Origin of the sequence: Pseudoalteromonas luteoviolacea DSM 6061, from assembly GCF_001625655.1 — a bacterium.
Classification (GTDB): Bacteria; Pseudomonadota; Gammaproteobacteria; order Enterobacterales; family Alteromonadaceae; genus Pseudoalteromonas; species Pseudoalteromonas luteoviolacea.
Genome location: NZ_AUYB01000046.1, coordinates 1 through 22,669, shown reverse-complemented (window position 1 = coordinate 22,669; position 22,669 = coordinate 1). Strand labels below are relative to the sequence as shown.

The window sequence follows — 22,669 nt, the reverse complement described above, 5'->3', positions numbered from 1 at the left end:
GCTCCCTTACTTTGACATTGCTAAATTGCTTTATGAGTTCAAAGCTGTTTCTGAGCCCATTGTGTTAATTTCCTGCTGTAACTGTTCTGCACGCTTTTCAAACTTTTGGGCGCTGTACCAGCAAAGTGCTGCGATGGTGTAAAGCATCATGTCAACGATAACCAAATCAGCAACAACCTGACCAGATAGAATACCGCCAAACTGAATGTAATTGGGTATATTCAACAGTGCGGCAATGGCATAAGCCAACCCTGAAAACTTGAGTAGGTAGTTGCAGAACAGGTCTTGCTGTTTAATGACCAGCGAAATTACAGTAGACAAAAAGAAGCTTACATACACAATTGTGTGTATTGTCGACATACGACCCGCGACGTCCAAAGGGATTAATTTAGCCGCTACGGCCCCCAGTGCGATTGCCAGCATGCATCCGATAAAAGCGCCTGATGTAAGTCGCGTTACAAAAGTAAGACTACGTTTACTCTGCTTTTTCTGTTTTGCACGTTTACTTATCCACATCAAGTTTCCGGTAATGATGATGTAGGCAGTGGCCAAACCAAGAATAAAAAAGGCTATGCGCATGCCATATCCCGCAAAATCACCAAAGTGTAGACTTGCGATGGTAGCTAAGCCACCCCTCAAATTATTGTCGTAGTTATCCTTGGTGATGTAGACTTGCTGTTGGTCCTTAATTGCGTATCGCACTTCCACATCATTGGAAAACTCATCATTGCTCTTTGCCATAAACACCAATACAGCGCTTTGGTCGCCAAAATGCTCAATCATCATGCGACGAAGGGTCACATCACCCAACTCATCCATCGCTTTAGTATATAGTTCATCAATTCCTTGCATCGGCATGCGAATATCTACCTCTTCGATATGTGGCTCATTGAAGCCTGCAGCCTGTAGGACTTTGCCTTGATCACCTTGATAGAGTAATACCGCATATGAGATTTGATAAATGATCACAAGGTTAAATACTAGCCCTGTAAATGCGTACATAATATGAAAAGGCAACCCCATTGTGCCGATGAGGTTGTGTGCATCAAGCCACTTATCTTTATTGGCTCCTAAACGGTATTGATAGAAATTTTTGAATAACTTGCGCCAATGAATAACCACACCACTTATCAGCGCAACAAAAAAGAATAGCGTGATAATGCCAACAAAATATAAACCAATTCGCCCAGCGCCCAGATCGTAGTGTAAATGGTAGACAAAGTTAGCAAATTGAAACTCGTTGGCATCGGCAATGATGTCCCCATTAACAGGATTTAGTAATAGGTACATGTCTTGATGATCTTCACCTGTTATCGGGTGAGGTTCATCAAGTTCAATAGCAAAATAGACTTGAAGAAAAGGGTTTCTTTCTGTTGGTTGATATAGGTAAAAAATATGGTGGGTATCAATCTCGTATTTTTCGTCTAATTTAGCTAACACTGTGTCATATGAAACTTGACTAGTATGAGGGGAGTGTTCACCAATCAGAGAGACCTTCTCCCAAGTTTCAATATTTTCTCTAAACAAGCTAATAGAGCCGGCTATAAATACAATAAATAAGACAAATGAAATGATCAGTCCTATCCATGCATGTGCATTTGTTAATGATTTCAAGGTTTGGCTTTTCATTGCGTTACACCATTAAGAAAACGTTGAGGAGCGCTGATGGTAAGAGTACTAAAAGCATATACTTTGCTGCTTTACGAGCAGTGTCAAACGCATACGCCCATACCATAATGCTGGCCCAAATAGGGAACCCCAAAATAAGACCAATCAACAGTCGTGTATCTTCTGCAAACGGTAAAATAAGGTTGGTGTTCAGTGCCACGGATACTGAGATTAACAAACCAAACAGGAATCCTAATATTGTTTTAGGCCACATATAAAATCCCTCCGACGCTTGAGCATATTGTGAGTAGCAAAACAGAAGTCACCATAAACAAACGTTTCGATTTACCCGCTAATAAAGTGACGCTTACAAGTCCCATCATTAAGACGACTAAACTGGCGAGTAAAGCGGATACTAGCGGGTAGCTTTGAGCAAACAAAGTATTTGCGCATACATACAAGCCAAGTGCTAAAAGGTAACTTGGCCACTTAGGTAACGGTTTGCTCAACAAATACTGTTTAGGGCTGGCCAAATAGAGTAACAGTGATGCAATCCATATAGGGATAATAGCGAGAAGGCTCATGAGAATAGTAATAATTGTTATTTTGTTCTTTATTGTTTCAATAAGTGAATCAAAATTCAACACTTGAGCCTAAATTGTCCAGTTTAATTACAAATTTACAAATCTAGTTGTGTGTTCGTATTATGCGCGACTAAGTCTAACGCCCTCCGTAGCTTTCTCAGTGGCACGAGTATGATATTTAGTTCTGGCGCAGATACGTTGATTTCAGATGTCTTGAATAAATCATGGTAACGTATTGTAAGAGCGCACAATAATATTAGTACTGTTGTGTTGTATGGGTTAGGCTGAAGCAATGGAACATGGACGATCAAACTTTAAACCTTGCTTCAAACCTCGCTTATTTCTAGTTGCCTGTTGTTCTAGGTGATTAGGCACAGATACGTTATCTGTCAAAATACTGAGCTGGTGATTTTGGACCATCTGTAATTGATGTAGTGTCTAAAGCTAAGAGTTTTTGCACTGGGTTCTATATCACCAAATAAACTAGAGGCAGGCATGTGTATACTTTTATGATCCGGTTTATACGTTTTCAATAGGATGTTTAAAAAATCAATTAAGACTTTTACCAGCCCCCACGATACAAGCTTTTAGTCGTAATTTTCATAATATGATTATATAAGGTTAGTATAATTAAGGTTAATATTTTGTTTTATAAATGTGTATTTTAGATTTTTAATTCTGTACCCTAGATTGGAGTGCGGTATTTAAAGTGCACTCATGGAAATTTTATTTGTGTTTTATACAAGGATCAGACAATGAAATTTATACAGGGTATTTTTATATTTTCTCTTTTATTTTTTGCGAAGTTTGGGCATGCCAAATTAACCATCGTTGATAATCAATGTTCTAGGGTTGCTAGTGGTTTACATACAGATGAAGGTCTTTTAGATACAGGCATTGAGTTGAGTAATGCGCAGATAATTGAGAACGGAGTGAGATTTTTAGGCTTTGATATTGTTGATGTAGCAGGCGTTAAGCATTTAAGCGCGAGGTTTGCGGGTCAGAATCTTAAAATGGGTTTCGGCTTTGTTAGGACTGACAGAACAAGCTTTATGTGTGGACGTCTTTATGGTGGTGGGGAGCATAAAAGGTCATCTTGGGCTATCAATATGCCAGTTGAGGAAGCCTTAGCTCATTTAAAAACGAGCAATGACATTGCAATTCAAATGTATTCAATTCACCTAGTAAATGGTGAAGAAAAGCGCTCTTTTTCTCGCCTAAGATATCATAAACCAGCACTTGAAAAGCTTTTGAAAAAAGATATTACGCTTGATTTACCTTATGACCTCGCCATTGAACATCCAATTGATCTAGTAGACGTGCGTGGTGAGCAGTGCATTGTCTATTGCTTAAATAGCAATTATTCAATGTGTGATTATTCAATCGAGGATCACCCGCGATATCACGACTTTACTTTTAACGATCTTGGGATTGCACTGCCGTTTAAAGGTCAGTTTTCGGTAGATGGTTATATCACTCGCATACTATTTAAAGAGGATATAACAACAGATATGAGATTGGCGCCGACTGAGTTTGGTTTGTGGCAGTACTATGGTGGCCTTTTTGAGCTGGGGGCATTACGAGGCGACGCGAAAGCATTTCTGTCGCAGTTCTTCACATTGAGTTACAGCAATGATCCTGTTACGGGTTCAGTTGTTACCAACATCGCATGGGATATTCCAATGGAACATGGAGAGTTTTTAGACCCTGCGAGTTACATGCGTGATTATAGAACGTACCTGATGATGAATTTTGCATTTGAAGTAAATCGTTTAGGTAGTTTAGAGGATGCACTTAGACAAGGCTATAGCGAAGCAGAATATGTTCTGCAGTCGCAATTAGGGTCCGTGACAATGACAGGGCTAGAAGAAGCGAGAACAGGTGCATTTAAACAAATGCCACTGACGGTGACTTTCCCTTAAGAGAGTTGAATGAACTCAGTCTAGACCCAAGCTCTGAGTATCGTTGAAAACTGGCGCTTATTTTTTACAGGCGCCAGTTTTTTGTAATCCAGTTCTAACTACTTAGATTTACGCTGCACTTGATCACAGTGTATCTTTGAGCAACTCTAATACCTCTTTCACTGAGAGCTTTTGAGTTGTATCACTGCCAGAGAGCACTTGATTGGCTAAGTCGCGCTTTTGGTCGTGCATGGCCAGTATTTTTTCTTCAATGGTGTTTGATGCAATCATTCTGTAAATAGTTACTGGCCTGATTTGGCCAATTCGATGTGCTCTATCTGAAGCCTGCGCTTCTACTGCAGGATTCCACCAAGGATCCATATGGATAACATAATCTGCGGCAGTTAAGTTTAATCCAGATCCACCCGCTTTAAGGCTAATAAGAAAGACATCACCTTCACCTCTGGAAAACGCATTTACACTTAGTTGTCGTTGTTTTGCTGGGGTTGAGCCATCGAGGTATTGATAAGTTAATCCCAATTCATCTAAGCGCTGTTTGAGCAGTTGCAAGTGGCCAACAAATTGACTAAAAATTAGGGCTTTGTGGCCATTTCTTCGCAGCTCATCAAGTAGCGCTTCAAGTTTGGCTAATTTAGCACTATTGAGCATTAACTCTGGTGCAACGAGGTTTGGATTACAACACACCTGCCTGAGTTTTGTCAGCTCTGCCAGCATGGTTAAGTGTTGAGAGCCTGAGTCTTCTTGCTCATTTGCCTTTGCAATATTGGCAATGGCATTTTGCCTCAGTGCTTCATACAAAGTTTGCTCTTCATCACTTAGTTCAATATTGAGATTGATTTCAGTGCGTGGTGGCAACTCTGCAAGCACCTGATGTTTCATCCTTCTGAGGATAAAAGGCTGCAATAACGTTTTGAGGTTTTGCTGTGCGTACCTTGCCGCTATTGGCTTTTCTTCTCGGTTTTCGATGGGTTGAATAAAGCGTTCAGTGAATCGCTTTAAATTCCCCAGTAGGCCTGGATTCACAAATCTAAATAGTGACCAAAGTTCCGTTAGGTTGTTTTCAATTGGTGTTCCTGTGGTGATCATTTTAAAGTGGCCACGAAGGGCGCATGCAGCTTGGGCTCGTTTTGATAGCGGGTTCTTGATTGCCTGTGCTTCATCCGCGATGATGCATTCCCAGCGAATAGACTTCAGCAGCGTCAGGTCTTGTACCAATAGCCCATAACTGACGATGAGTACGTCATTGGCACTTAGCTTTTCAAGTAAAGAGGCCCTTTGGTCGCCAGATTTAAATTGTGCCAGCGTAAATAATCGCAAGGTAGGTGCAAACTTGGTTGCCTCCTGTTGCCAGTTAAAGCATACCGAAGTTGGTGCGATGATTAAACTGGGACCATTGCTAGCTTTAGCCAGCAACACGGCTAATGATTGTAATGTCTTTCCCAGCCCCATATCATCTGCCAAACAAGCACCTGCTCCCCAGTGTGCAAGGCGCATTGCCCAGTCATACCCTGCGACTTGGTAGTCTCTCAAGGTCGCTTGCAAATCAATCGGCTCAGAGATTGTCAATGTATTTGCTTGTTGCATCAGTTGTGATTGATGCTCCCAAGCGTGAAGCGTTTTCATTCGCATACCTGTCACAGCTTCATTTACTAGTGGACTGGCCAAAGGGTGAAACTTCCCATTTTCGGTGCCTTGGTTTAGCTGGGTAAGCCGTTCATGTAGGGAATGAGAGAGCGCTACAACTTGTTGGGAGTCCAATTCAATAAAACGACCATGACTTTGTTCAACAAGTTTTAATAGTTCTTTTAAATCGATGATCTGTTGATCATTAATTTGCAGTTCACCATTGATATCAAACCACTGATTCTTCTTTGATATGGCCAGTTGCAGGTGGTGCGACTCCAAAGGCTTAGTTAGTTGAATTTTTTTTCCTTTAGGCCAACGCAATTTGAAGGCCAATGGGGATTCACTGTTAATTGCCTGCTCAAGTTGTTCCAGCGCATTCAATGCATCTTGTAAATCAGCAATACTTAGCTGATTATCAGCCATAGCTAAAAAGGCAGGACATGTTTCGTCTAGGTTGTCTAATAGTTCTTGCTCTGTGGCTAGATTGCGTTTTGTCGCAATACGCCTACCGTCAATTTCGGCGCTAATATTGGCATTCCCAACTGCTGGATGAAATGCAGGCCCTTTATCACCAAAGGGCATGCTAAAACAATGAAAAGACAAACCTTGTAAGTACGGGCTAATATTAATCACAAGCTCTGGCTGTGCTTCTATTGTTTCTAAGCCTATGTCAATGTCACTGACTTCTGATTGAATATTCATCAAAGGCGCAATGGCTTGAATGCTGGCCATTAATTTTGCTTTTGCAGCGAGGGGGATAAGTAAGCCGTTTTCGCCAATGATATTGGCAATTTTGAGGTGTTGAGTATCAAAGTGAGTGAATACACACTTATATTTAGAGGTGAATTTAGCAGTATATACACTGTTACGAGTTCTAAAGTCGTCGGGTAAGTCTTGTAGTGTAAGGTATAATTGATCCCCCTGTTTAGTTATCGCCAACTGAGCAGGGGACTCGACAATTTCTAGGGGCTCATCTAAATCATCTGGCAAGAAAATATTAGGTGATCGCATTGCTGCTTTTAGTGCTAATAGCCCACTAAGTGTATAGTGAATTTCCCCCCAGTGTTTTTGAACTTCTATGGCTTCAACTAGTGCAATGTCTGTCTCTGTTAAATAAGGCATCTGAGTATAGTTGGAGTAGAGTGATTCGAGGGAAATCGCTTTACCTTTACTCCAACCAGATTGGATTCGCTTTTGTATTTTCGGTGCAAGCGTCACCTCCGCATTTTTCGTTTCTAATATCCAGATTAACTGTTGGTCATTTGTATGTGTACTTTCTAGAGTGCCAGGGGCTAGCGCAAGTAATTTGTCTAATGCTAATTCCCATTCAGTCTGCTGTTTAATGAGGGACGGAAAGTTTACGCATAAGCTCACGTCGTTATGAATTGAGTTTATATGCGCTAACAATTGACCTGTAATACTGTCAAGTAAGTGTAAATTGGCACTGCGATAGAATGTACTGCAACGCTCCAGTATATATGTATGCTCTTTTGTAAGTGTGTGCTTACACCAGTGGAGTGATAAAATAGAAATGAGCTGGCAGGAATAGTAATCAAACGGCCTATCTTGTAAATCTCGCTCATGTTCTGTTAGCTGAGGGATAAAGGGGGCGCTATTTGAAAGTGACTCGGCGAGACACTCAAAAATCTGGCCAATGTAATAGTTAGTTTTTGAACCTTTTTTGTCTGTCAATTGGTTACCGGCCAGTTGCATTGCTTGGTCGTAATGATTATTTTGCGCCTCCGCTGACGCGAGCAGAGCAATCATATGAAGCCAACCAAACATGCGACTTAAATATGGACCTTTCTTTTTAGTAAATTTTTGTTGTGCTTGTAAGGCGGTATTGAATTGTTCACAAGCTGCTGCAACATGATTATTTAGTAGCGATATTGTCGCTTTTAGCTGCAGACCGTAACTAGATAGGTCACTGGGCTTGGTGTGGCTACTGGCGTGTTCAATTTGGCCTTGGAGTAGTAACTGTTCGGCCAGCAACAGCCTCAAATTTTGATTGCTGGGCTTTTGTTCTAAGGCAAGCCTCAGCATGTCAGTAATCAGACTTATGTCACCCCCATGCTGAATCTGGATCGCACAAAGTGTCGCAAAGGCTTGATATTGCATTTCATCCGGCAAATCTTTAAATGTGTCCAACTGAAATGGAAAAAACACAAAATGAACCAATGCTCGATTGTTTTGAATATTGAGTATTTGTGGGTTTTTATTAAACCCAAGTCGGGCCTTTGCTTTGGGAAGTTGCCCTAGCCACAAAAAGTCTCTGGTGAGTCGGTTTTCGTCTTCAGGTTCTCGTTCCCACTCATAAGCATTGAGAATAGGAATGTACTCTTCGGCATATTTTAATATTGGTAGCAAGCGACCAAGTTTTTGAGTGTGCTGCGTAACAAGGTTGGCGACCAGAGGGTTAATTTGTACGTTCAGTTGATCGCAAAGTGCAAGTTGGTTTTGTTCTAAAATAACAATTAGTTCAGAGCTTAGCGCAGACACAGGCCGCCCTTGCTCAATAACACCTTGCTCAGTAAGCTTTTTCAATATTTGCTTTATTTTAACTGTGGACGTCGATTTAAAAATCACGGCCAATACTTGAACGAGTGTCTGATAGTCGTCGTCTAAAGATAAATAGTCCGCGTAAAGCTTTTCTATGGTGCTATTGGTTGTGCTGGTGATTATGAGTGCGCGATTAAAAGAGTGCAAAGCTGTTCCTACGTATGCATTTTAACGTTGGCAAAGTACCAAATGCATTACTTCGCCTCAAGCTTTGCATGCTTTATAGTTGCAACTTGTAAAAGGCATTGGTGTCTTTGTTCCCTAAGCTCTCTTGGGTAAAACTGCATTTTTCTAGTGCCCGTATCGAGCCCACATTATTTGGATCTACGCCTGCGTATATTGTTTTGACTAAGGTGTTGTCTCGTAAATAATCAATACTGCCGGCGAGTAACTCAGTTCCGTAACCCTGGTGCCAGAATTGCTCGTGGATCAAATAGCCAATATGTGCAGTATCTTGTTCTATATGCATGATAAACAAACCAAGTGGGGGAGAGCGTAAAGCTTGTAAAGTTTTACTTAATTCATTTCTAGGAAGTGCTACAAAGATGTCGCTTTGAATCAGCCGCTCTTTTAACCAATGCAAAGCCTCGTTGGAGTCTGGCTTAGTTTGCCAGTCATCTGGCAAGAATGTAGCCGTATTTGTCGTTAATATACGAGTAATAAAATTCGCATTGCTAGGCTTCAAAAGGAGTTCGTTGCAACAAAAAAAGTCTAGGCGTGGCGTTGTAAATAGTGTTTTCATTTTAACTCTTACATCGGGTAGCCACATAGAAGCTACCCGAATGAACTATTGATAATGTAATCCTAGTTGCTTTGTTCAGAATGAGCCTGCTTAAATGCCATCACTTTTTGATGGCCCACAAGCGCAGGGCCTGAAAGCGCCTTAATCAATAAACTTCCCACAAAAATAAGTAGCGCACTTACCAAAGCATCTAAAAACAATGCAATGGGTGTCGCAGCCATGCCCAAATAGGCTGGCATTGTTTTTAGGGAAGCGAGCGTAAATTGACCGGTTAGCATGTGTATTGCTAGTGCAGCCCAAAAACCAAAGCAATAAGGACAGTGCCAAGACTCATACAAGTAAGCAAGTGGCCTAGGTAAGTGCATAACAATTTTGTTAAACCAGTTTCCCCACTCTGGTAGCTTTTCCCAAATTAATACGTGTAAAGAGAGCCCCATTAGTACAATGGACCAATTTATTGTGATTGGTGTTTCTAGCATAAAATACCTATAAATCAGCTTTTTTTAATGTATGGCTATTCTATGCTTAGTATTTAGTGCTATAAATTGACGTTTTTTGGTTTTTATCGGCTTATTTTAATTTTGAGGTGGGTATGCATGCATTAGCTGTTGGTGAGGAACGTTTTGGGTCTATTGAGCCGCAAAAACATGATACCCATGCAGAATGCGTTATGACGTATATAGTCGCGGGTTCTTTAACGATTGCACATCGCCAGCCTTTTGATGTGTCCTCTGGTATGTTCAGTGTAGTACCCCCAGGCGTTCCACACGCTTTGCTAAAAGGACACGAGTTACATGTATTGTGGTTGAGCTTTTGCCCTGACTGTTTGAATTTGGGCCAAAGTGAATTAATGGTGCCATTTGATAATGTGAAACAAGGAGCGTTACCAGCTTTAAAAGCTAACCCCAAACGCCATGAGTTTATTCAATCATTATTTTATGAGTTGATTGCTGCTAAAAAGCAGGCTTTGAGTTTAGAGGTTCAGCGGAGTTTTGTGGTGTTACTGTTGAATGAATTGAATAGAGCTTGTTTTAGCGAGTTACAGCATGTTAGGTATAACAGTAAAGTAGAACAAGCAATGGCCTTCATTCAAGCTAATTACTTGCAGCCGATTGGGCTTCAAGAAGTCAGCGATGCGGTGCACCTAAGTGCCCCATATTTAGCATCACTGTTTAAAAGAGAGACTGAGTTTACCGTGGGGCAGTGGATTACGCAAAAACGGCTGTCTCAGGCTTGCTCGCAGCTGTTACACACGCCTATGCCAATTAGCAAACTTGCAGAACAATTAGGTTGGAGTGACACCACACACTTTATTCGGCAATTTAAAAAGCACATAGGCCATACGCCCGCGTCTTGGCGGAAAAAATATAAAAAGCAAAATGTGTAGTATTACTAAAAGCTCTATTATCCTCTGCTTATTTACTTCATAAAACGCAGGTGACGCAACACATTAACGCCTGTTAAAGTACTAGATTATACATCTATCTAGTACTTTATGGATGTTCTAAAGTCATACCTAAATCCGACAGACAAAGAATCAAAGTCTTGGTCGTTTGTATAAGACTTGGTTAAGTATTCGAGATGCACACGCAATGGCGGCGTTGGCAGCCATTCTAGAGTGATGTTAAACCCATCAAAACTTTGATTATTAGGATCGCTTTCGGCAAAGCCGTCGTCAAAGTCAAAGTAGCCCGTTTTTAGTTTGTAGTGCTTGCTCAGCTTGTACGCAAAAGACAAATCAAAGGTGGAGCCATCTCTATCTGCAATATTATGGCGTTCGTAGGTTTTATCTTGGTATGCTACGGCACCATAGAGTCTATCAGTGAAATCATATGCAAATGCTGCAGCCCAAATTGAATTCTCTCCTAATTGAGTTTGTTGATCATACACTTCATTCATTTGATAAGTAATCGCCGCATGGAGCCCGTCTTTGTCGTAGCTCAAGCCTGCATTAAACAAGTCGTTGTTGTTTTCATTGCCTGCACCGTCAAATTGACCCACGGCGACAAAAGTAAGAGGACCACTTTCTAGTCGGTAACTTAATAAGTTATCGACAAAAAAGATGCTTTCAGGGTCGTAAGCAAAAGGGCTGTTGGCATGATTAAATATATCCACATATTCGGCGATAAATAAATACTGTGCAGGGCGCTGTTTGCCTATTCCAAAGCGCCCAAATGGGGTTACAAGTGCTGTATAAGCACGTCTAGAGCGACCAAATTCTCCAGTATTTTGTACATCAATACTCCACTCACCATGGAGCTCTGCTGCCCAGTCATCATTAAATCTATGAGTTGCTTTTACACCCGCGTGGGATAGAGCATCTCTCACGTCGTATTGATTTTCTCCCCTGTCTTCAATGCGACCAAATGTAGGTCGCATCGTTGCGTATACATCAACTGTGTGCACAGCATCTTTTGGTTGGTTGGCTTTTGCTGGTTTGGGTTTGGACTGTGATTCGTCTTTTTGCGGCAATTGCTGTAAAAAACGTCGCTTAAGTTCAGCAAGCTGCGCTTCTAGCGCTTTGATATCTTCCATGGTAACGGGACTATTTTCTTCGGCTGCTAAAGCGTGTTGTGCCAAAGAAGATGAGAGCAAAACGGCAATAAGAGAGCGAGTCGCTGTTTTCATAGTCTTTAAACCAATTAGTTGCGATAAAGCGAATTATAGACAACACTTTGCGGTGTTGACTGATTTTTTTTCTGGCGAATAAATATGAAGATTAGAACCAAGTTTTCAGTCGCTTCTGCGCTGGTGGTATTTCTCATTATCCTAGTGATCAGTGGCACTACCTATTGGTTTATCAACGACTCCATGAAGCAAAAAACAGCTGCATATGTGGCCGACACCACAAAGCTTCTGGCAATTGGCATAGACAACTGGTTATCTCAAAAGGCTTCTCAAATTCATGTAGTTAAGACACAGTTGGACGGCGATTTCAGCACTGACAAGTTTCAAGCTGCCTTAGACACACCATTTTTTAAAGAGTCATTTTTATTAGCATTTGGAACGGTAGAGGATGAAACTGGGTTAAGATCGAATAATCCGAATAGGCAAAATCCACCTGGCGTAGACTTTCGCCAGCGACCTTGGTACTCACTTGCACGTCAAAATGGTAAAACCGTATTCACCAGTCCCTACATTGATGCGGCAACAGGAGAGTTACTTTTGTCTGTGGTGTCTCCTATCAATTCTCGGGGGGCGTTTCGGGGTGTAATTGGTGGTGATTTGAGCTTGGCAACAATCGCCAGCAGTATCAATGCGGTAGATTTTGACCATACTGGTTTTGCATTTTTAGTTGATAGAGAAGGTACAATCATTTCTCATCAACAAACTGAGTTAAACGGTAAAACACTCAAAGATATTTCTTCAAACCTTTCGTTATCTCAAACTAAAACCATTTTGGAGGTGGAGGTCGCTGGGGATGATAAAATCATGTATTACTACCCACTGGATGATCAGTACGGTAATGCATGGTACTTGGCGGTGATGCTTGATAAAAACAAAGTATATGAGGCGCTCAATAGTTTGACTTTAAACACGTTTATCATCGCAATTTTGGCTATTGTTCTGGGCTCATTGAGTATTCGAGCATTGGCTATTCACTTACTGAAACCGCTCAAAGAGTTAGAGGCTGCAATAACCAATATTGCGTCAGGAAGTGGTGATTTAACTCAAAGACTAACTATCAAAAACGATGATGAATGTGGGAAAGTAGCACGACAATTTAATGTATTTCTTGCTTCATTGCATCAGCTAGTGACCCAAGTAAAACAGGGGACCGATGTTGTGGTGTCCAGTAGTGAGGCTGCGAGGGAATTGTCCACACAATCAAGTTCAAGGTTACAAGAGCAAGTTAGTCTGGTAGAGAGTTTAGCTACCGCGATGCATGAAATGAGCACGACATCCAGTGAAATAGCTGGTAGTGCGCAAAATGCTGCTAGTTCCATAACGACCGTAAATGATAAAACTCGAGATGGGCAACAGGTGTTTTTGGAAACCAAAAATGAGATTTCGGCGCTATCGGAGGAAATCAATGAATCCCATGCAATGAGTACTCAACTTGCTGAATATAGTCACAGCATTGAAAATATTTTATCGGTTATAAATGGTATTGCCGAGCAAACGAATTTATTGGCGCTCAATGCTGCTATCGAAGCTGCACGGGCTGGTGAACAAGGGCGTGGATTTGCAGTGGTTGCGGACGAAGTAAGATCATTGGCAACAAAAACACAAGAATCTACTACCGAGATCAAGAGTATGATTGAACAAATTCAGGTTTCTTCAAACCAGGTTCAAAATGCAATGGGCGCAAGTAGAGACAAAACACTGCAATGTGTGGAGCAAACGGAGCATGCTACGCAAATGCTCAATGAAATTTCTGAGTCGGTAAAAGATATAATGGATAGAAATATTCAGATCGCAACGGCAATTGAAGAGCAAAGTGTTGTCATTGAAGAGATAAATAAAAATACGGCGAACATCAATGACATCAGTGTAGAAGTGGATAATTTTTCTAGTCAGCAGTATCAAGCAAGCCAAGAATTAGCGACGCAGTCCCATGAGCAAGAGACATTATTGTCTAAGTTCACATTGTGAATGAGGGGGTTGCTATATGCAGACGTAATAAATGTGCGTATCATGCCACTCAATTGACAGCCCAAGCTTTTTAAGAGGAGAAAAGTATGGCTATTTGGGTTGATGCTGATGCGTGCCCTGTTGTGATAAGAGAGATTTTGTTTCGTGCTGCGGTAAGAACAAAAGTGACTTTGACCCTTGTCGCGAATCAATATTTAAAAACACCTACATCTCCTTACATTTGCAAACTACAAGTGAGTGCGGGTTTTGATGTTGCTGACAATGAAATTGTTAAGCGCATGAATTCAGGCGATCTAGTAATAACCAGTGATATCCCCCTTGCTGCGGAAGTTATTGAAAAAGGTGGTTTGGCATTAAGTACACGTGGTGAAATGTACACATCAGAAAATATTCGTGCTCGCCTAAATATGCGTGACTTTATGGATACGCTTAGAAGCAGTGGTGTGCAAACCGGTGGACCACCTCCACTAAGCCAAAGTGAGAAGCAACAATTTGCCAACTGTCTGGATAGGTGGTTGCAGCAACATAAATCCAAATAAATCCATCACTGTCAGAACAACCTGTATAGCTGTGCAGGTTGTATTGTAGTCTTTGTCGTTCTTTTATCGTCTCAATCTTGCTATTTCCTTGAGCTTATGCACATGATATTTATCACAAAAGCATTGGTTACATCACCAATGAACGCCCTTCAATATGGAGTAAGTTGATATGATCAGAGCGATGACAAAGCAAGATTTTGTTGCATTTTGGCCCGTGTTTAAAGAAATAATCTTACAACAAGAGACCTATGCATTTGATCCGCAAATGGATGAAGAGTGCGCCTATCAACTTTGGTGTGAGCAGCCGTTAAAGAGCTTTGTATACGTTGAAAATGATAAAGTACTTGGCAGCTATTATCTTAAAGCTAATGCTATGGGGCCAAGCGACCACATAAGTAACTGTGGGTATATGATATCTCCCCACGCGAGAGGTAAGGGACTGGCAAGAAAGTTGTGTGAACACTCTCAAAAACAAGCCTTGGAGCTTGGCTTTCGCGCGATGCAATTCAATTCAGTGGTATCGAGTAATGAAGTTGCCGTGTCCCTATGGAAAAAACTGGGGTACGATATTATTGGGACAATTCCAAAAGCATACAGGCACCCAAAACTTGGTTTAGTAGATAGTTATATTATGTATAAATGGTTGGAGTAACATATTAAGGAAGTGGTCAAATGAACAAGGACTTGGATTTTTATTATTTAGCAGACAAACCACAATACCTCAAAACAATTGCATCTTGGTATTTCGAAGAATGGTGCGAACAAAGTGGACGCTATTCTTTGCTAGAAGTTAGGCAAAAGCTTGAAAAAGCACTCAATCAACACTGTTTGCCAATGAGTATCATCGCTCTAAGAGGCGATGAATTAGTGGGTGTTGCAGAGCTGAAGTTTCATGAAATGGACGCATATTTAGAATATGAGCACTGGCTTGGTGGCGTTTTCGTGTCGCCTTCAGCCAGAGGCGCAAATATTGCTAAACATTTAGTATTGTATCTTATTAAACAAGCCAAGCGCCTAGACATTAAAACGCTTTATTTGCAAACGGAATCTTTAGGTGGCGGTTTATATAGCAAACTAGGCTTTGAGCCTCTTTTTGAAGCGGACTCAAAAGGTGTGCGGGTACTCGTTATGAAAAAAGACTTGTGAGTATAGGAAAATGATCACTGGCCTCAATCATATAACACTCTCGGTAAGGGACTTATCGTGCTCGATTGGTTTTTAATCAAAGCTTGGTACGCTGATAATTAGAGAGTCTAATTCCCGTTTTTAGCTATTAAAAATTTTGCAATTTATATAGGTAATGTTATTTTATAACAGTAACTTATGTTTTTATTTGTGCCTCATTAAATTGACTTTTTTTGCTGTGCTGTTTATATTGTCGACGCATTATTTTTAATACTAAGGTGTTAGCTTGATATTCAGGATAGCGGTTTACGTGATACTCATGATAGTGATTGCATTGCAATCCGTGATGTCTGTCGCGTCGATATCTGAGCTCCAGCCGATAGACGGGAAGCACCTTCAAGCTAGCCACACTCATCAATATGACGAACAATTAACAACATCAGTTAAATTAGACGAGCATGGTCATGCCATTCAAGATTGTCATCATTGCGGACATTGCTCGGGCAGTCATACATCTTGGGTGAGCTCAGAGCTTCAGGATTATAGTACTCTAGATCTCTCATCTGCCATCTTTAATGTACCTGATAGACAGGTGCGAAAAAGAATCGAAGCCAAGTTTAAACCTCCAATTTTGTCATAACTCGTCGCTTTTCATTGCTCAATATTCCCAACTTAGTGTGTATGTACAACATGGGCAATGACTCAACCGTTGAGTTTTGGATAACTAAACATATCCAACTGAACATATAAAAACACGCACGTTAGTTCGTGTTAGTTTGTCATGTCTTAGCTTGTTACCACAGGTATTGAGCGAATAGCTGAACATGACATTTTTGTCATCCCTATCTGGCACAGGTTGCCATGTTATATGGTTGATAAAAGGAGGTTTTATTTATGGGTATTAAACCTAAGCAGTCTGTCATATTTTTTATTTTTTTTGCTTTATTACAAAGCACATGCTCTTTAGCGAACGCTGACGAACATGAACATTCGTTGGCGCTTCAACCAGATCTTGCGCATCAGCGCCCAGAACAACATAGCCATGATCACAGCGAAGACACACATGATGATGCAGTCCAGCATCAGGCAGTTTCGCTAAGTAAAGTTCAACGATCAATGGCTGGAGTTGAAGTAACTAAAGTTTATACGAATGTCTATGCGCAAACTTATTATGCGCCAGCAGAAGTCAAAGCAAACGGGTACACCAGTTATATCGTATCTCCCCGCACAGAATCGGTGGTAATGAATCGCTATGTAGTTTTAGGCGAAAAAGTACAGCAAGGGCAAAAGCTCGTTACTTTGTTTAGCCATGAAATGGCTCAAGCGCAAGCAGATTACTTGCTAGCTAAAAATGAGTGGGAAAGAACAGCAAAATTGGGTTCTGAAACTGTGAGTGAAAGCGAGCGCCTTGCTGCTAAAACAAGGTTCAATGCAGCTTATGGTCAACTGATAGCATTAGGCTTGAATGATGTAGCGATACAAAAACTTCATTCACCGACAAGCGATACATTAGGTCAATACACATTGGTTGCTAAGCAGGCAGGGGTTGTTTTGAAAGATAACTTTTCACAAGGCCAACGGATCTCAGCTGGCAGCGAGCTTATGCTTTTGGCAGATGAAACGACGTTATGGATTGATGCTAAATTGTCAGTAAATACAAAGTTTGACTTAGAGCGAGTCTCGCAGGCTTTCGTATCTGTTGATAACCGAGATTATGTGGCGCAAATCATACAACAAACACACACTATTGATACGCAAACACGTACTAAAGTTGTGAGGCTCTCTGTAAATAATGAAAGTGATACATTACATGCTGGTATGTTTGTAGATGTACGCTTTGTTGTTACTTCCGAGCACAAGGCGATGGTTATTCCGGAGTCAGCTGTAATAAGGGGGGTAGATCAAAATTGGTTGGTGTTTGTTGAACAGGTTGATAAATCGTTCTTGCCTGTGCAAGTAAAAATGGGGCCGCAAATTGATGACCAACGCATGGTATATGGTTTGCCAGAGGGAAGCCGTGTTGCTGTCAAAGGGGCATTTTTCATCGCATCTGAGCTCGCAAAAAGCGGCTTTGATCCGCACAACCATTAGGGAGTGGATCAATGCTTAACAACACGATTTTATATGCGGTGAATAATCGCTACCTTGTATTGGCCAGTATGGTCTTGATGACTATTCTAAGTGTTTTCTCGATTCAAAAGCTAAATCTTGATGCATTTCCAGATGTTACCACCATTCAAGTGGTGGTGAATACTGAAGCATCTGGCTTGGCGGCTGAAGAGGTCGAGCAGCTCATCACTTACCCCATTGAGGCGGCTATGTATGCATTGCCTGATGTACAAGAAGTGAGGTCAATATCTAAAACGGGGCTTTCTGGAGTGACGGTAGTCTTTAAAGATGGTACAGATATCTATTTTGCTAGACAACTTGTGTTTGAGCGCTTGCAAGATGCTAAAGAAGCAATTCCGACTGGTATAGGAACACCCAAAATGGGACCAAATACATCAGGTCTTGGACAGATATTTCAGTACTTATTAGTAGCAGACTCAAACTCTGGTTATGATCAGATGGCATTGAGAAGCCTCAATGATTGGTTAGTTAAATTGCTGCTTATGCCAATTGATGGTGTGACAGATGTATTGTCTTTTGGCGGCTCAGTACGTCAGTATCAAGTGAATTTAAATCCTAGAAGATTATTGGCATATCAACTCACTCAGGCAGATATTCAATTGGCCCTGCGAAACAACAACGTAAACGCAGGTGGTTGGTATATGGATAGAGGGCAAGAGCAGCTGGTTATCAGAGGTGCGGGATGGTTTAGAAGTGGAGAGTTAGGGCTTGAGCAAATTGCGCAAGTGCCAGTTAAAGTGATAGGTGGTACCGTCATTACTATTGCTGATGTAGCGAACGTGCAGTTTGGTGAGGAAATTCGCCAAGGTGCGGTTACGATGACAAAACGGGATGAGAATGAGCGGCCTGTGGCAATGGGTGAAGTGGTGTCAGGCATCGTGCTTAAGCGCAGTGGCGCGAACAGCAAACAAACGATTGATGCTATTCATGCGCGTTTGGCAAATATAGAAAAGGCCTTGCCAAAAGGTGTTAGCGTGGTGCCGTTTTATGACCAAGCATATCTTGTTGAACAGGCAGTTATGACGGTTACAAAAGCACTTGGTCTAGCATTTATCTTCATCACCATTGTATTGATGCTGTTTTTACTAAACTTAAAAGCTACCTTATTAGTTCTAATCTCTGTTCCTTTATCAATTGGTCTGGCATTGATGACGATGGTTTGGCTTGGTATATCGGCTAATCTAATGTCCTTGGGCGGAATAGCTATTGCTATCGGAATGTTAGTTGATGGTTCTGTAGTAATGACTGAAAGAATCGTAGCTAAGCTCGCTACTTCACAGGAATTGAACGCCAAAGAAGCGTCTAAGCAAAATGGGTTAATAGTGAGTGCTGCCCATGAAGTTGCGCGTTCAATTTTCTTTGCGTCGCTGATTATATTAATTGTTTTTGCCCCTTTATTTAGCTTTGAAGGGGTGGAGGCAAAGATGTTTGAGCCAATGGCAATGAGCATTATGTTGGCTATTGTTTTCGCGGTCATCATTGCTTTGTTTGGGGTCCCAGCGCTAGCGAGTATTGTTTATCGCAAGGGGCTGAAAACGAAAGAAAATAGAGTCGTAAATTTTCTGGAAAACAAATACCGAGCCGGTTTGTCCTGGGTTATGGGGCACAATAAGCTACTGTTGCTAGGACTGATGGGACTGCTATCTATTAGTATTTATTTTGCATCTAAAATCGGCACTGAATTTGCTCCAGAGCTAGAAGAGGGGACAATAAACTTACGAGTGACACTAGCATCTTCTGCCAATTTGGAAACAGCGCTAACGTTGGCGCCAAAACTAGAAGAGAAGCTACTTAAGTTTCCAGAGGTAACGTATGCGCTCAGTAGAATTGGGCGTGCAGAGATTGGTGGGGACCCTGAGCCAGTTAACAATATAGAGATCTATATTGGACTTAAACCGCAAAAACAATGGCAAAGCGCGAGTAATAGAAAAGAATTACAATCGCTCATGAAAAATAGTCTAAGTGTGTTTCCTGGTGTTTTACTTAACTTTTCTCAGCCAATTGCAACGCGTGTCGATGAACTACTGTCCGGTGTTAAAGCCCAGCTAGCGATTAAGTTATTTGGCCCAGATCTAGACGTTTTGGCCCAAAAAGGAGCGCAGCTTGAGCAAGTGATTAAAAGAGTTCCAGGCACTTCGGATGTGGCATTAGAACAAATAACAGGTGAGTCCCAATTAGTAATAACGCCTAAACGCCGTGAATTATCTCGCTATGGCCTTTCAGTCGCAGACGTTATGGCGATTGTCAATGAAGGTATTGGTGGTCAACATAGTGGCCAAATTGTGAAAGGAAATGAGCGTTATGACATATATGTACGGTTGGATAAAAAATTTCGAAATAGTCCTTTGGCTATTGCTGACTTAACTTTGTTGTCTCCCAGTGGTGCATGGGTAAGGCTCGGAGATGTGGCTGAAATAGAGTTAGGAACGGGGGCTCCTCAAATACGGCGAGATGATGTGCAAAGGCGAATTGTTGTTCAAGCAAATGTCCAAGGTGCAGACATGGGAAGTGTGGTTTCACAAATACACAATCTAGTTTCTTCCGACATAGAATTACCAGCGGGTTACTCCATGGTTATTGGTGGTCAATTTGAAAGTCAGCAAAGGGCACAAAATCGCCTTAAACTAATAGTCCCTATATCCATTTCTCTGATCGCTTTACTGCTACTGGTGGCCTTTAAATCTGTAGGTCAATCAGTGTTGATATTGATAAATATTCCATTGGCAACCGTAGGTGGGATCATTGCACTATACTTTTCAGGGTTATACTTGTCAGTTCCCAGCTCAGTGGGGTTTATTACCTTATTTGGTGTGGCTATTTTGAATGGAGTCGTGCTGGTCGAGAGTATTAATGCTCGATGTCGCCAGCAAAGTGTTCATGATGCTATTTTGGATGGTGCTGTTTCACGTTTAAGGCCCGTACTAATGACAGCTTTGACATCTGCACTGGGTCTTTTGCCTATGTTATTGGCACAAGGGGTAGGGGCTGAGTTACAAAAGCCAATTGCAGTTGTTGTAATTGGTGGATTGGTAAGCTCTACGTTATTGACATTGTTTGTTTTACCCAGTTTTTATACGTTCTTTTCAGGCAAGGTTGCTAGGATTGAAACTTAGGTATTTTCAGTGAGGTTCAGGTTGAGCCCACTTCGGGCTCAACCAAAGACGAGAGCGGAATATGGCACGCAAATTTAATAATTTTGATGAGTTTTATCAATTTTATCTGCAAGAACACAGTAATCGATACTGCAGGCGGATGCACTTTATTGGTTCTTCTCTAGTACTGTTGGCATTACTAATTTGTGTGGTTACGCAACTATGGGCGTTGCTAATACTTATACCTGTTATTGGTTATGGCTTTGCGTGGTTAGGGCATTTTATTTATGAAGGAAACAAGCCAGCTACTTTTACCTATCCGTTCTACAGTTTGCTAGCGGATTGGGTGATGTTTAAAGATATCATCACCCGAAAAATAAGTATCTAGTCTTGTTTACTCTTTGCAGGCTGATTCAATAGATAAACGGCACACAGCGCAAATCCCCCGCCTACTGAAACAGCTAAGCTTAGCTGCTCAGCAAAATACCATACAGATAGGCCCATAGCGGTAACCGGTACAATGAATATAAAGGAGCTAGAACGATTTGCACCTAATTTTTGCGTCGCTAGAAAGAAAATAGTTGTAGCAATACTTATTACAATGATCGACAGATACAACATGTGGTACCAATATGTACTTGAATAACTCGTTATATTTGTCAAAGGTTCATACTTATATGCAAATATATAGCTAAGTAAGGTCGCCCATAAGTACATAAGTGTACTAAAAGTCAAAAAATCAGAGAATTTGGTACCTTGCTTACTGATCAAAGTAAGTGCAGCCCATGTAATTGACGCGAGCAAGAAAAAAGCGTTCCCTGATGCAAATATTTCGGCTGCGTTAAAGCGCCAAACTTCTATCATTAATAAGCCACCGATTAACCCAAATACGAGCCCTAGTATTTGTTTAGTAGAGAGTGTCATACGAAATATCAAGAAACTAAGCATAAAAGTGAATACGGGGTTAGTAGTAGTGACTAACATGCCTCCTTTACCTGGCAGTCCGTCAACAAGGCCAACAAAAAAGAACTGATTGTAAACTGCCATTAGGACGCCAGCAGGTAATGACCACAAGAGCGCTTTGTTTGAGTAACGTAATTCAATCAGTTTGAATTTTTGCATAAAATATAAGGTTGGTAACATGCTTAATGCCGCAAGGGAAATACGGTAAAACACGGTCACTTGTGAAGGAGCCATGTCCGCAATAATTTTCCCTGATATCCAACTTGAACCCCAAACTAGCATTGCACTTATTAATGCAATAACAATGGTTGTTTCCTTCGAAGAGGTATCTAAAGTGGTCGTAGTCATATGATCCCTTATTATTGGTATTTTAGTAAAGCACGAAGGCTCAGGGAATACCGTTAATCTTATTAATACAGAGCTATTGAGCTGGGTATGAAATGAGCATCGATTGTACAAACTTTGAATCTTTGATTGAAGTGATTTTTTCAGGACATATGTTTACTGGTTAATTGAATTACTTCTTATTACACAATGGACTGTAATGCCCCGTAATTGCTTTTAATCTGAATATCCCTATAGTTGCACATAGATTATTCAGAACGAGGGAATCGCAATGTCTGCAAAAGTTACGGTGACATTTATCAATAAAACGGATAAGCCAATGTTCGCTTTTTTATTGCATGAAAAGCAGATTGTTGCACTCACTTTAACTCAGATATTTCCGGGGTCGGCATACAGGTTAAATGAAAGCGTAGAAAACTTAGAAAACTTGTCGGTTGGGTTTGGTCAGTCTTGGTCAAATGCTGAATTAGAGATGCAGCTAGATATAAAAAGAGGGATCACTGACTTTAATGTTGCATTAGATAATGAAGGTGCAATGGAAATAATTTCAAATGGTGAAACTAAACTTAAAAGAAAGCATTATTTCTATAGAGAGGCATTTTGTTAAAAAGTGCCTACTCTGACAACGTATAGAATGTTCACCGTGTAGAGCCGAGGCACTTATAAATGAGTTGTTTAGTGTAAATCTCTCAATGAATAGCGTTGCGAATCACAATCTCTGTATTCTTCTAGAAACTGTTAAACTGCACTACCTTCGAAATTGTTCTCACATGTACCATAAAATAAAAATGAAAAAGTGCTTGCACTAATTTGGGAACTCCCTATAATGCGCACCCAC

General features: G+C 41.0%; 19 protein-coding genes. 11 read left to right on the top strand and 8 right to left on the bottom strand.

Annotated elements, in window-relative coordinates; genetic code table 11:
* Positions 1-30: 30 nt before the first annotated feature.
* From N475_RS02395 to N475_RS25700, 3 genes are read right to left on the bottom strand one after another with little or no spacing between them, the layout of a single operon-like run.
* A complete protein-coding gene (locus N475_RS02395) occupies positions 31-1,629 on the bottom strand; it encodes a PepSY-associated TM helix domain-containing protein (protein WP_063364626.1) in 1,599 nt (532 codons plus the stop codon).
* Positions 1,630-1,633: 4 nt separating this feature from the next.
* Positions 1,634-1,882 carry a hypothetical protein gene (locus N475_RS02390; RefSeq protein WP_063355289.1) on the bottom strand — a complete coding sequence of 83 codons (249 nt, stop codon included), beginning with the start codon at positions 1,880-1,882 and terminating at the stop codon, positions 1,634-1,636.
* Positions 1,872-2,117: a hypothetical protein gene (locus tag N475_RS25700; protein WP_162269578.1), complete on the bottom strand. Its 246-nt coding sequence runs from the start codon at positions 2,115-2,117 to the stop codon at positions 1,872-1,874. Before N475_RS25700 ends, N475_RS02390 begins: the two co-directional genes overlap by 11 nt.
* An 830-nt stretch (positions 2,118-2,947) precedes the next feature.
* Here N475_RS25700 and N475_RS02380 point away from each other — a divergent pair.
* Positions 2,948-4,114, top strand: a complete 1,167-nt coding sequence (locus N475_RS02380; protein ID WP_063364625.1) for a hypothetical protein — start codon at positions 2,948-2,950, stop codon at positions 4,112-4,114.
* Positions 4,115-4,237: 123 nt separating this feature from the next.
* Here the strand turns inward: N475_RS02380 and N475_RS02375 are convergent, their stop codons facing one another.
* The 3 genes from N475_RS02375 to N475_RS02365 all read right to left on the bottom strand — a co-directional run bounded on the left by N475_RS02375 (position 4,238) and on the right by N475_RS02365 (position 9,520).
* Entirely contained in the window at positions 4,238-8,446 is a 4,209-nt protein-coding gene (locus N475_RS02375; RefSeq protein ID WP_063364624.1) for a DEAD/DEAH box helicase, read from the bottom strand.
* Between the two features lie 73 nt (positions 8,447-8,519).
* The gene (locus N475_RS02370; RefSeq protein WP_063355293.1) at positions 8,520-9,041 is read right to left on the bottom strand and encodes a GNAT family N-acetyltransferase; all 522 of its coding nucleotides are present in this window, start codon (positions 9,039-9,041) and stop codon (positions 8,520-8,522) included.
* 62 nt (positions 9,042-9,103) lie between these two features.
* Positions 9,104-9,520 (bottom strand): hypothetical protein, encoded by a 417-nt coding sequence (locus N475_RS02365; protein WP_227008437.1) that lies wholly within the window; start codon positions 9,518-9,520, stop codon positions 9,104-9,106.
* Between the two features lie 113 nt (positions 9,521-9,633).
* On the opposite strand from N475_RS02365, the gene N475_RS02360 reads away from it, so the two are divergent.
* Positions 9,634-10,428: a helix-turn-helix transcriptional regulator gene (locus N475_RS02360; protein WP_063364623.1), complete on the top strand. Its 795-nt coding sequence runs from the start codon at positions 9,634-9,636 to the stop codon at positions 10,426-10,428.
* A gap of 98 nt (positions 10,429-10,526) precedes the next feature.
* On the opposite strand, the gene N475_RS02355 is transcribed toward N475_RS02360, so the two are convergent.
* A complete protein-coding gene (locus tag N475_RS02355; RefSeq protein ID WP_063364622.1) occupies positions 10,527-11,669 on the bottom strand; it encodes a porin in 1,143 nt (380 codons plus the stop codon).
* 84 nt (positions 11,670-11,753) lie between these two features.
* On the opposite strand from N475_RS02355, the gene N475_RS02350 reads away from it, so the two are divergent.
* The 8 genes from N475_RS02350 (at position 11,754) to N475_RS02315 (ending at position 20,911) form a co-directional block, all read left to right on the top strand.
* Complete coding sequence (locus N475_RS02350; protein ID WP_063364621.1) at positions 11,754-13,637, top strand: methyl-accepting chemotaxis protein; 1,884 nt, start codon at positions 11,754-11,756, stop codon at positions 13,635-13,637.
* 86 nt (positions 13,638-13,723) lie between these two features.
* Entirely contained in the window at positions 13,724-14,176 is a 453-nt protein-coding gene (locus N475_RS02345) for a YaiI/YqxD family protein (protein WP_063364620.1), read from the top strand.
* 169 nt (positions 14,177-14,345) lie between these two features.
* Positions 14,346-14,828, top strand: coding sequence for a GNAT family N-acetyltransferase (locus tag N475_RS02340; protein ID WP_063364619.1), 483 nt, complete (start codon positions 14,346-14,348; stop codon positions 14,826-14,828).
* A 20-nt stretch (positions 14,829-14,848) separates the two neighbouring features.
* The gene (locus tag N475_RS02335) at positions 14,849-15,322 is read left to right on the top strand and encodes a GNAT family N-acetyltransferase (RefSeq protein WP_081232361.1); all 474 of its coding nucleotides are present in this window, start codon (positions 14,849-14,851) and stop codon (positions 15,320-15,322) included.
* Between the two features lie 298 nt (positions 15,323-15,620).
* The gene (locus N475_RS02330) at positions 15,621-15,941 is read left to right on the top strand and encodes a hypothetical protein (protein ID WP_155730810.1); all 321 of its coding nucleotides are present in this window, start codon (positions 15,621-15,623) and stop codon (positions 15,939-15,941) included.
* Between the two features lie 254 nt (positions 15,942-16,195).
* The gene (locus tag N475_RS02325; protein ID WP_063364618.1) at positions 16,196-17,392 is read left to right on the top strand and encodes an efflux RND transporter periplasmic adaptor subunit; all 1,197 of its coding nucleotides are present in this window, start codon (positions 16,196-16,198) and stop codon (positions 17,390-17,392) included.
* Between the two features lie 11 nt (positions 17,393-17,403).
* A complete protein-coding gene (locus tag N475_RS02320) occupies positions 17,404-20,544 on the top strand; it encodes an efflux RND transporter permease subunit (protein ID WP_063364617.1) in 3,141 nt (1,046 codons plus the stop codon).
* A gap of 61 nt (positions 20,545-20,605) precedes the next feature.
* Positions 20,606-20,911, top strand: a complete 306-nt coding sequence (locus N475_RS02315) for an Mpo1-like protein (protein ID WP_063355302.1) — start codon at positions 20,606-20,608, stop codon at positions 20,909-20,911.
* Here the strand turns inward: N475_RS02315 and N475_RS02310 are convergent.
* Positions 20,908-21,834 carry a DMT family transporter gene (locus N475_RS02310; RefSeq protein WP_063355303.1) on the bottom strand — a complete coding sequence of 309 codons (927 nt, stop codon included), beginning with the start codon at positions 21,832-21,834 and terminating at the stop codon, positions 20,908-20,910. The genes N475_RS02315 and N475_RS02310 overlap by 4 nt on opposite strands.
* Before the next feature lie 268 nt (positions 21,835-22,102).
* On the opposite strand from N475_RS02310, the gene N475_RS02305 reads away from it, so the two are divergent.
* On the top strand, positions 22,103-22,438 hold the full coding sequence (locus N475_RS02305) for a hypothetical protein (RefSeq protein WP_063355304.1): 336 nt from the start codon (positions 22,103-22,105) through the stop codon (positions 22,436-22,438).
* The last annotated feature ends 231 nt before the right edge of the window (positions 22,439-22,669 follow it).

Excerpts from the sequence above, each read along its gene's own strand:
- N475_RS02360 (WP_063364623.1), top strand. The coding sequence starts at position 9,634 with ATGCATGCATTAGCTGTTGGTGAGGAACGTTTTGGGTCTATTGAGCCG.
- N475_RS02315 (WP_063355302.1), top strand. The coding sequence starts at position 20,606 with ATGGCACGCAAATTTAATAATTTTGATGAGTTTTATCAATTTTATCTG.
- N475_RS02395 (WP_063364626.1), bottom strand. The coding sequence starts at position 1,629 with ATGAAAAGCCAAACCTTGAAATCATTAACAAATGCACATGCATGGATA.
- N475_RS02310 (WP_063355303.1), bottom strand. The coding sequence starts at position 21,834 with ATGACTACGACCACTTTAGATACCTCTTCGAAGGAAACAACCATTGTT.
- N475_RS02390 (WP_063355289.1), bottom strand. The coding sequence starts at position 1,882 with ATGTGGCCTAAAACAATATTAGGATTCCTGTTTGGTTTGTTAATCTCA.
- N475_RS02325 (WP_063364618.1), top strand. The coding sequence starts at position 16,196 with ATGGGTATTAAACCTAAGCAGTCTGTCATATTTTTTATTTTTTTTGCT.
- N475_RS02330 (WP_155730810.1), top strand. The coding sequence starts at position 15,621 with ATGATAGTGATTGCATTGCAATCCGTGATGTCTGTCGCGTCGATATCT.
- N475_RS02340 (WP_063364619.1), top strand. The coding sequence starts at position 14,346 with ATGATCAGAGCGATGACAAAGCAAGATTTTGTTGCATTTTGGCCCGTG.
- N475_RS02345 (WP_063364620.1), top strand. The coding sequence starts at position 13,724 with ATGGCTATTTGGGTTGATGCTGATGCGTGCCCTGTTGTGATAAGAGAG.
- N475_RS02335 (WP_081232361.1), top strand. The coding sequence starts at position 14,849 with ATGAACAAGGACTTGGATTTTTATTATTTAGCAGACAAACCACAATAC.
- N475_RS02320 (WP_063364617.1), top strand. The coding sequence starts at position 17,404 with ATGCTTAACAACACGATTTTATATGCGGTGAATAATCGCTACCTTGTA.
- N475_RS02305 (WP_063355304.1), top strand. The coding sequence starts at position 22,103 with ATGTCTGCAAAAGTTACGGTGACATTTATCAATAAAACGGATAAGCCA.
- N475_RS02355 (WP_063364622.1), bottom strand. The coding sequence starts at position 11,669 with ATGAAAACAGCGACTCGCTCTCTTATTGCCGTTTTGCTCTCATCTTCT.
- N475_RS02380 (WP_063364625.1), top strand. The coding sequence starts at position 2,948 with ATGAAATTTATACAGGGTATTTTTATATTTTCTCTTTTATTTTTTGCG.
- N475_RS02365 (WP_227008437.1), bottom strand. The coding sequence starts at position 9,520 with ATGCTAGAAACACCAATCACAATAAATTGGTCCATTGTACTAATGGGG.
- N475_RS02370 (WP_063355293.1), bottom strand. The coding sequence starts at position 9,041 with ATGAAAACACTATTTACAACGCCACGCCTAGACTTTTTTTGTTGCAAC.
- N475_RS02350 (WP_063364621.1), top strand. The coding sequence starts at position 11,754 with ATGAAGATTAGAACCAAGTTTTCAGTCGCTTCTGCGCTGGTGGTATTT.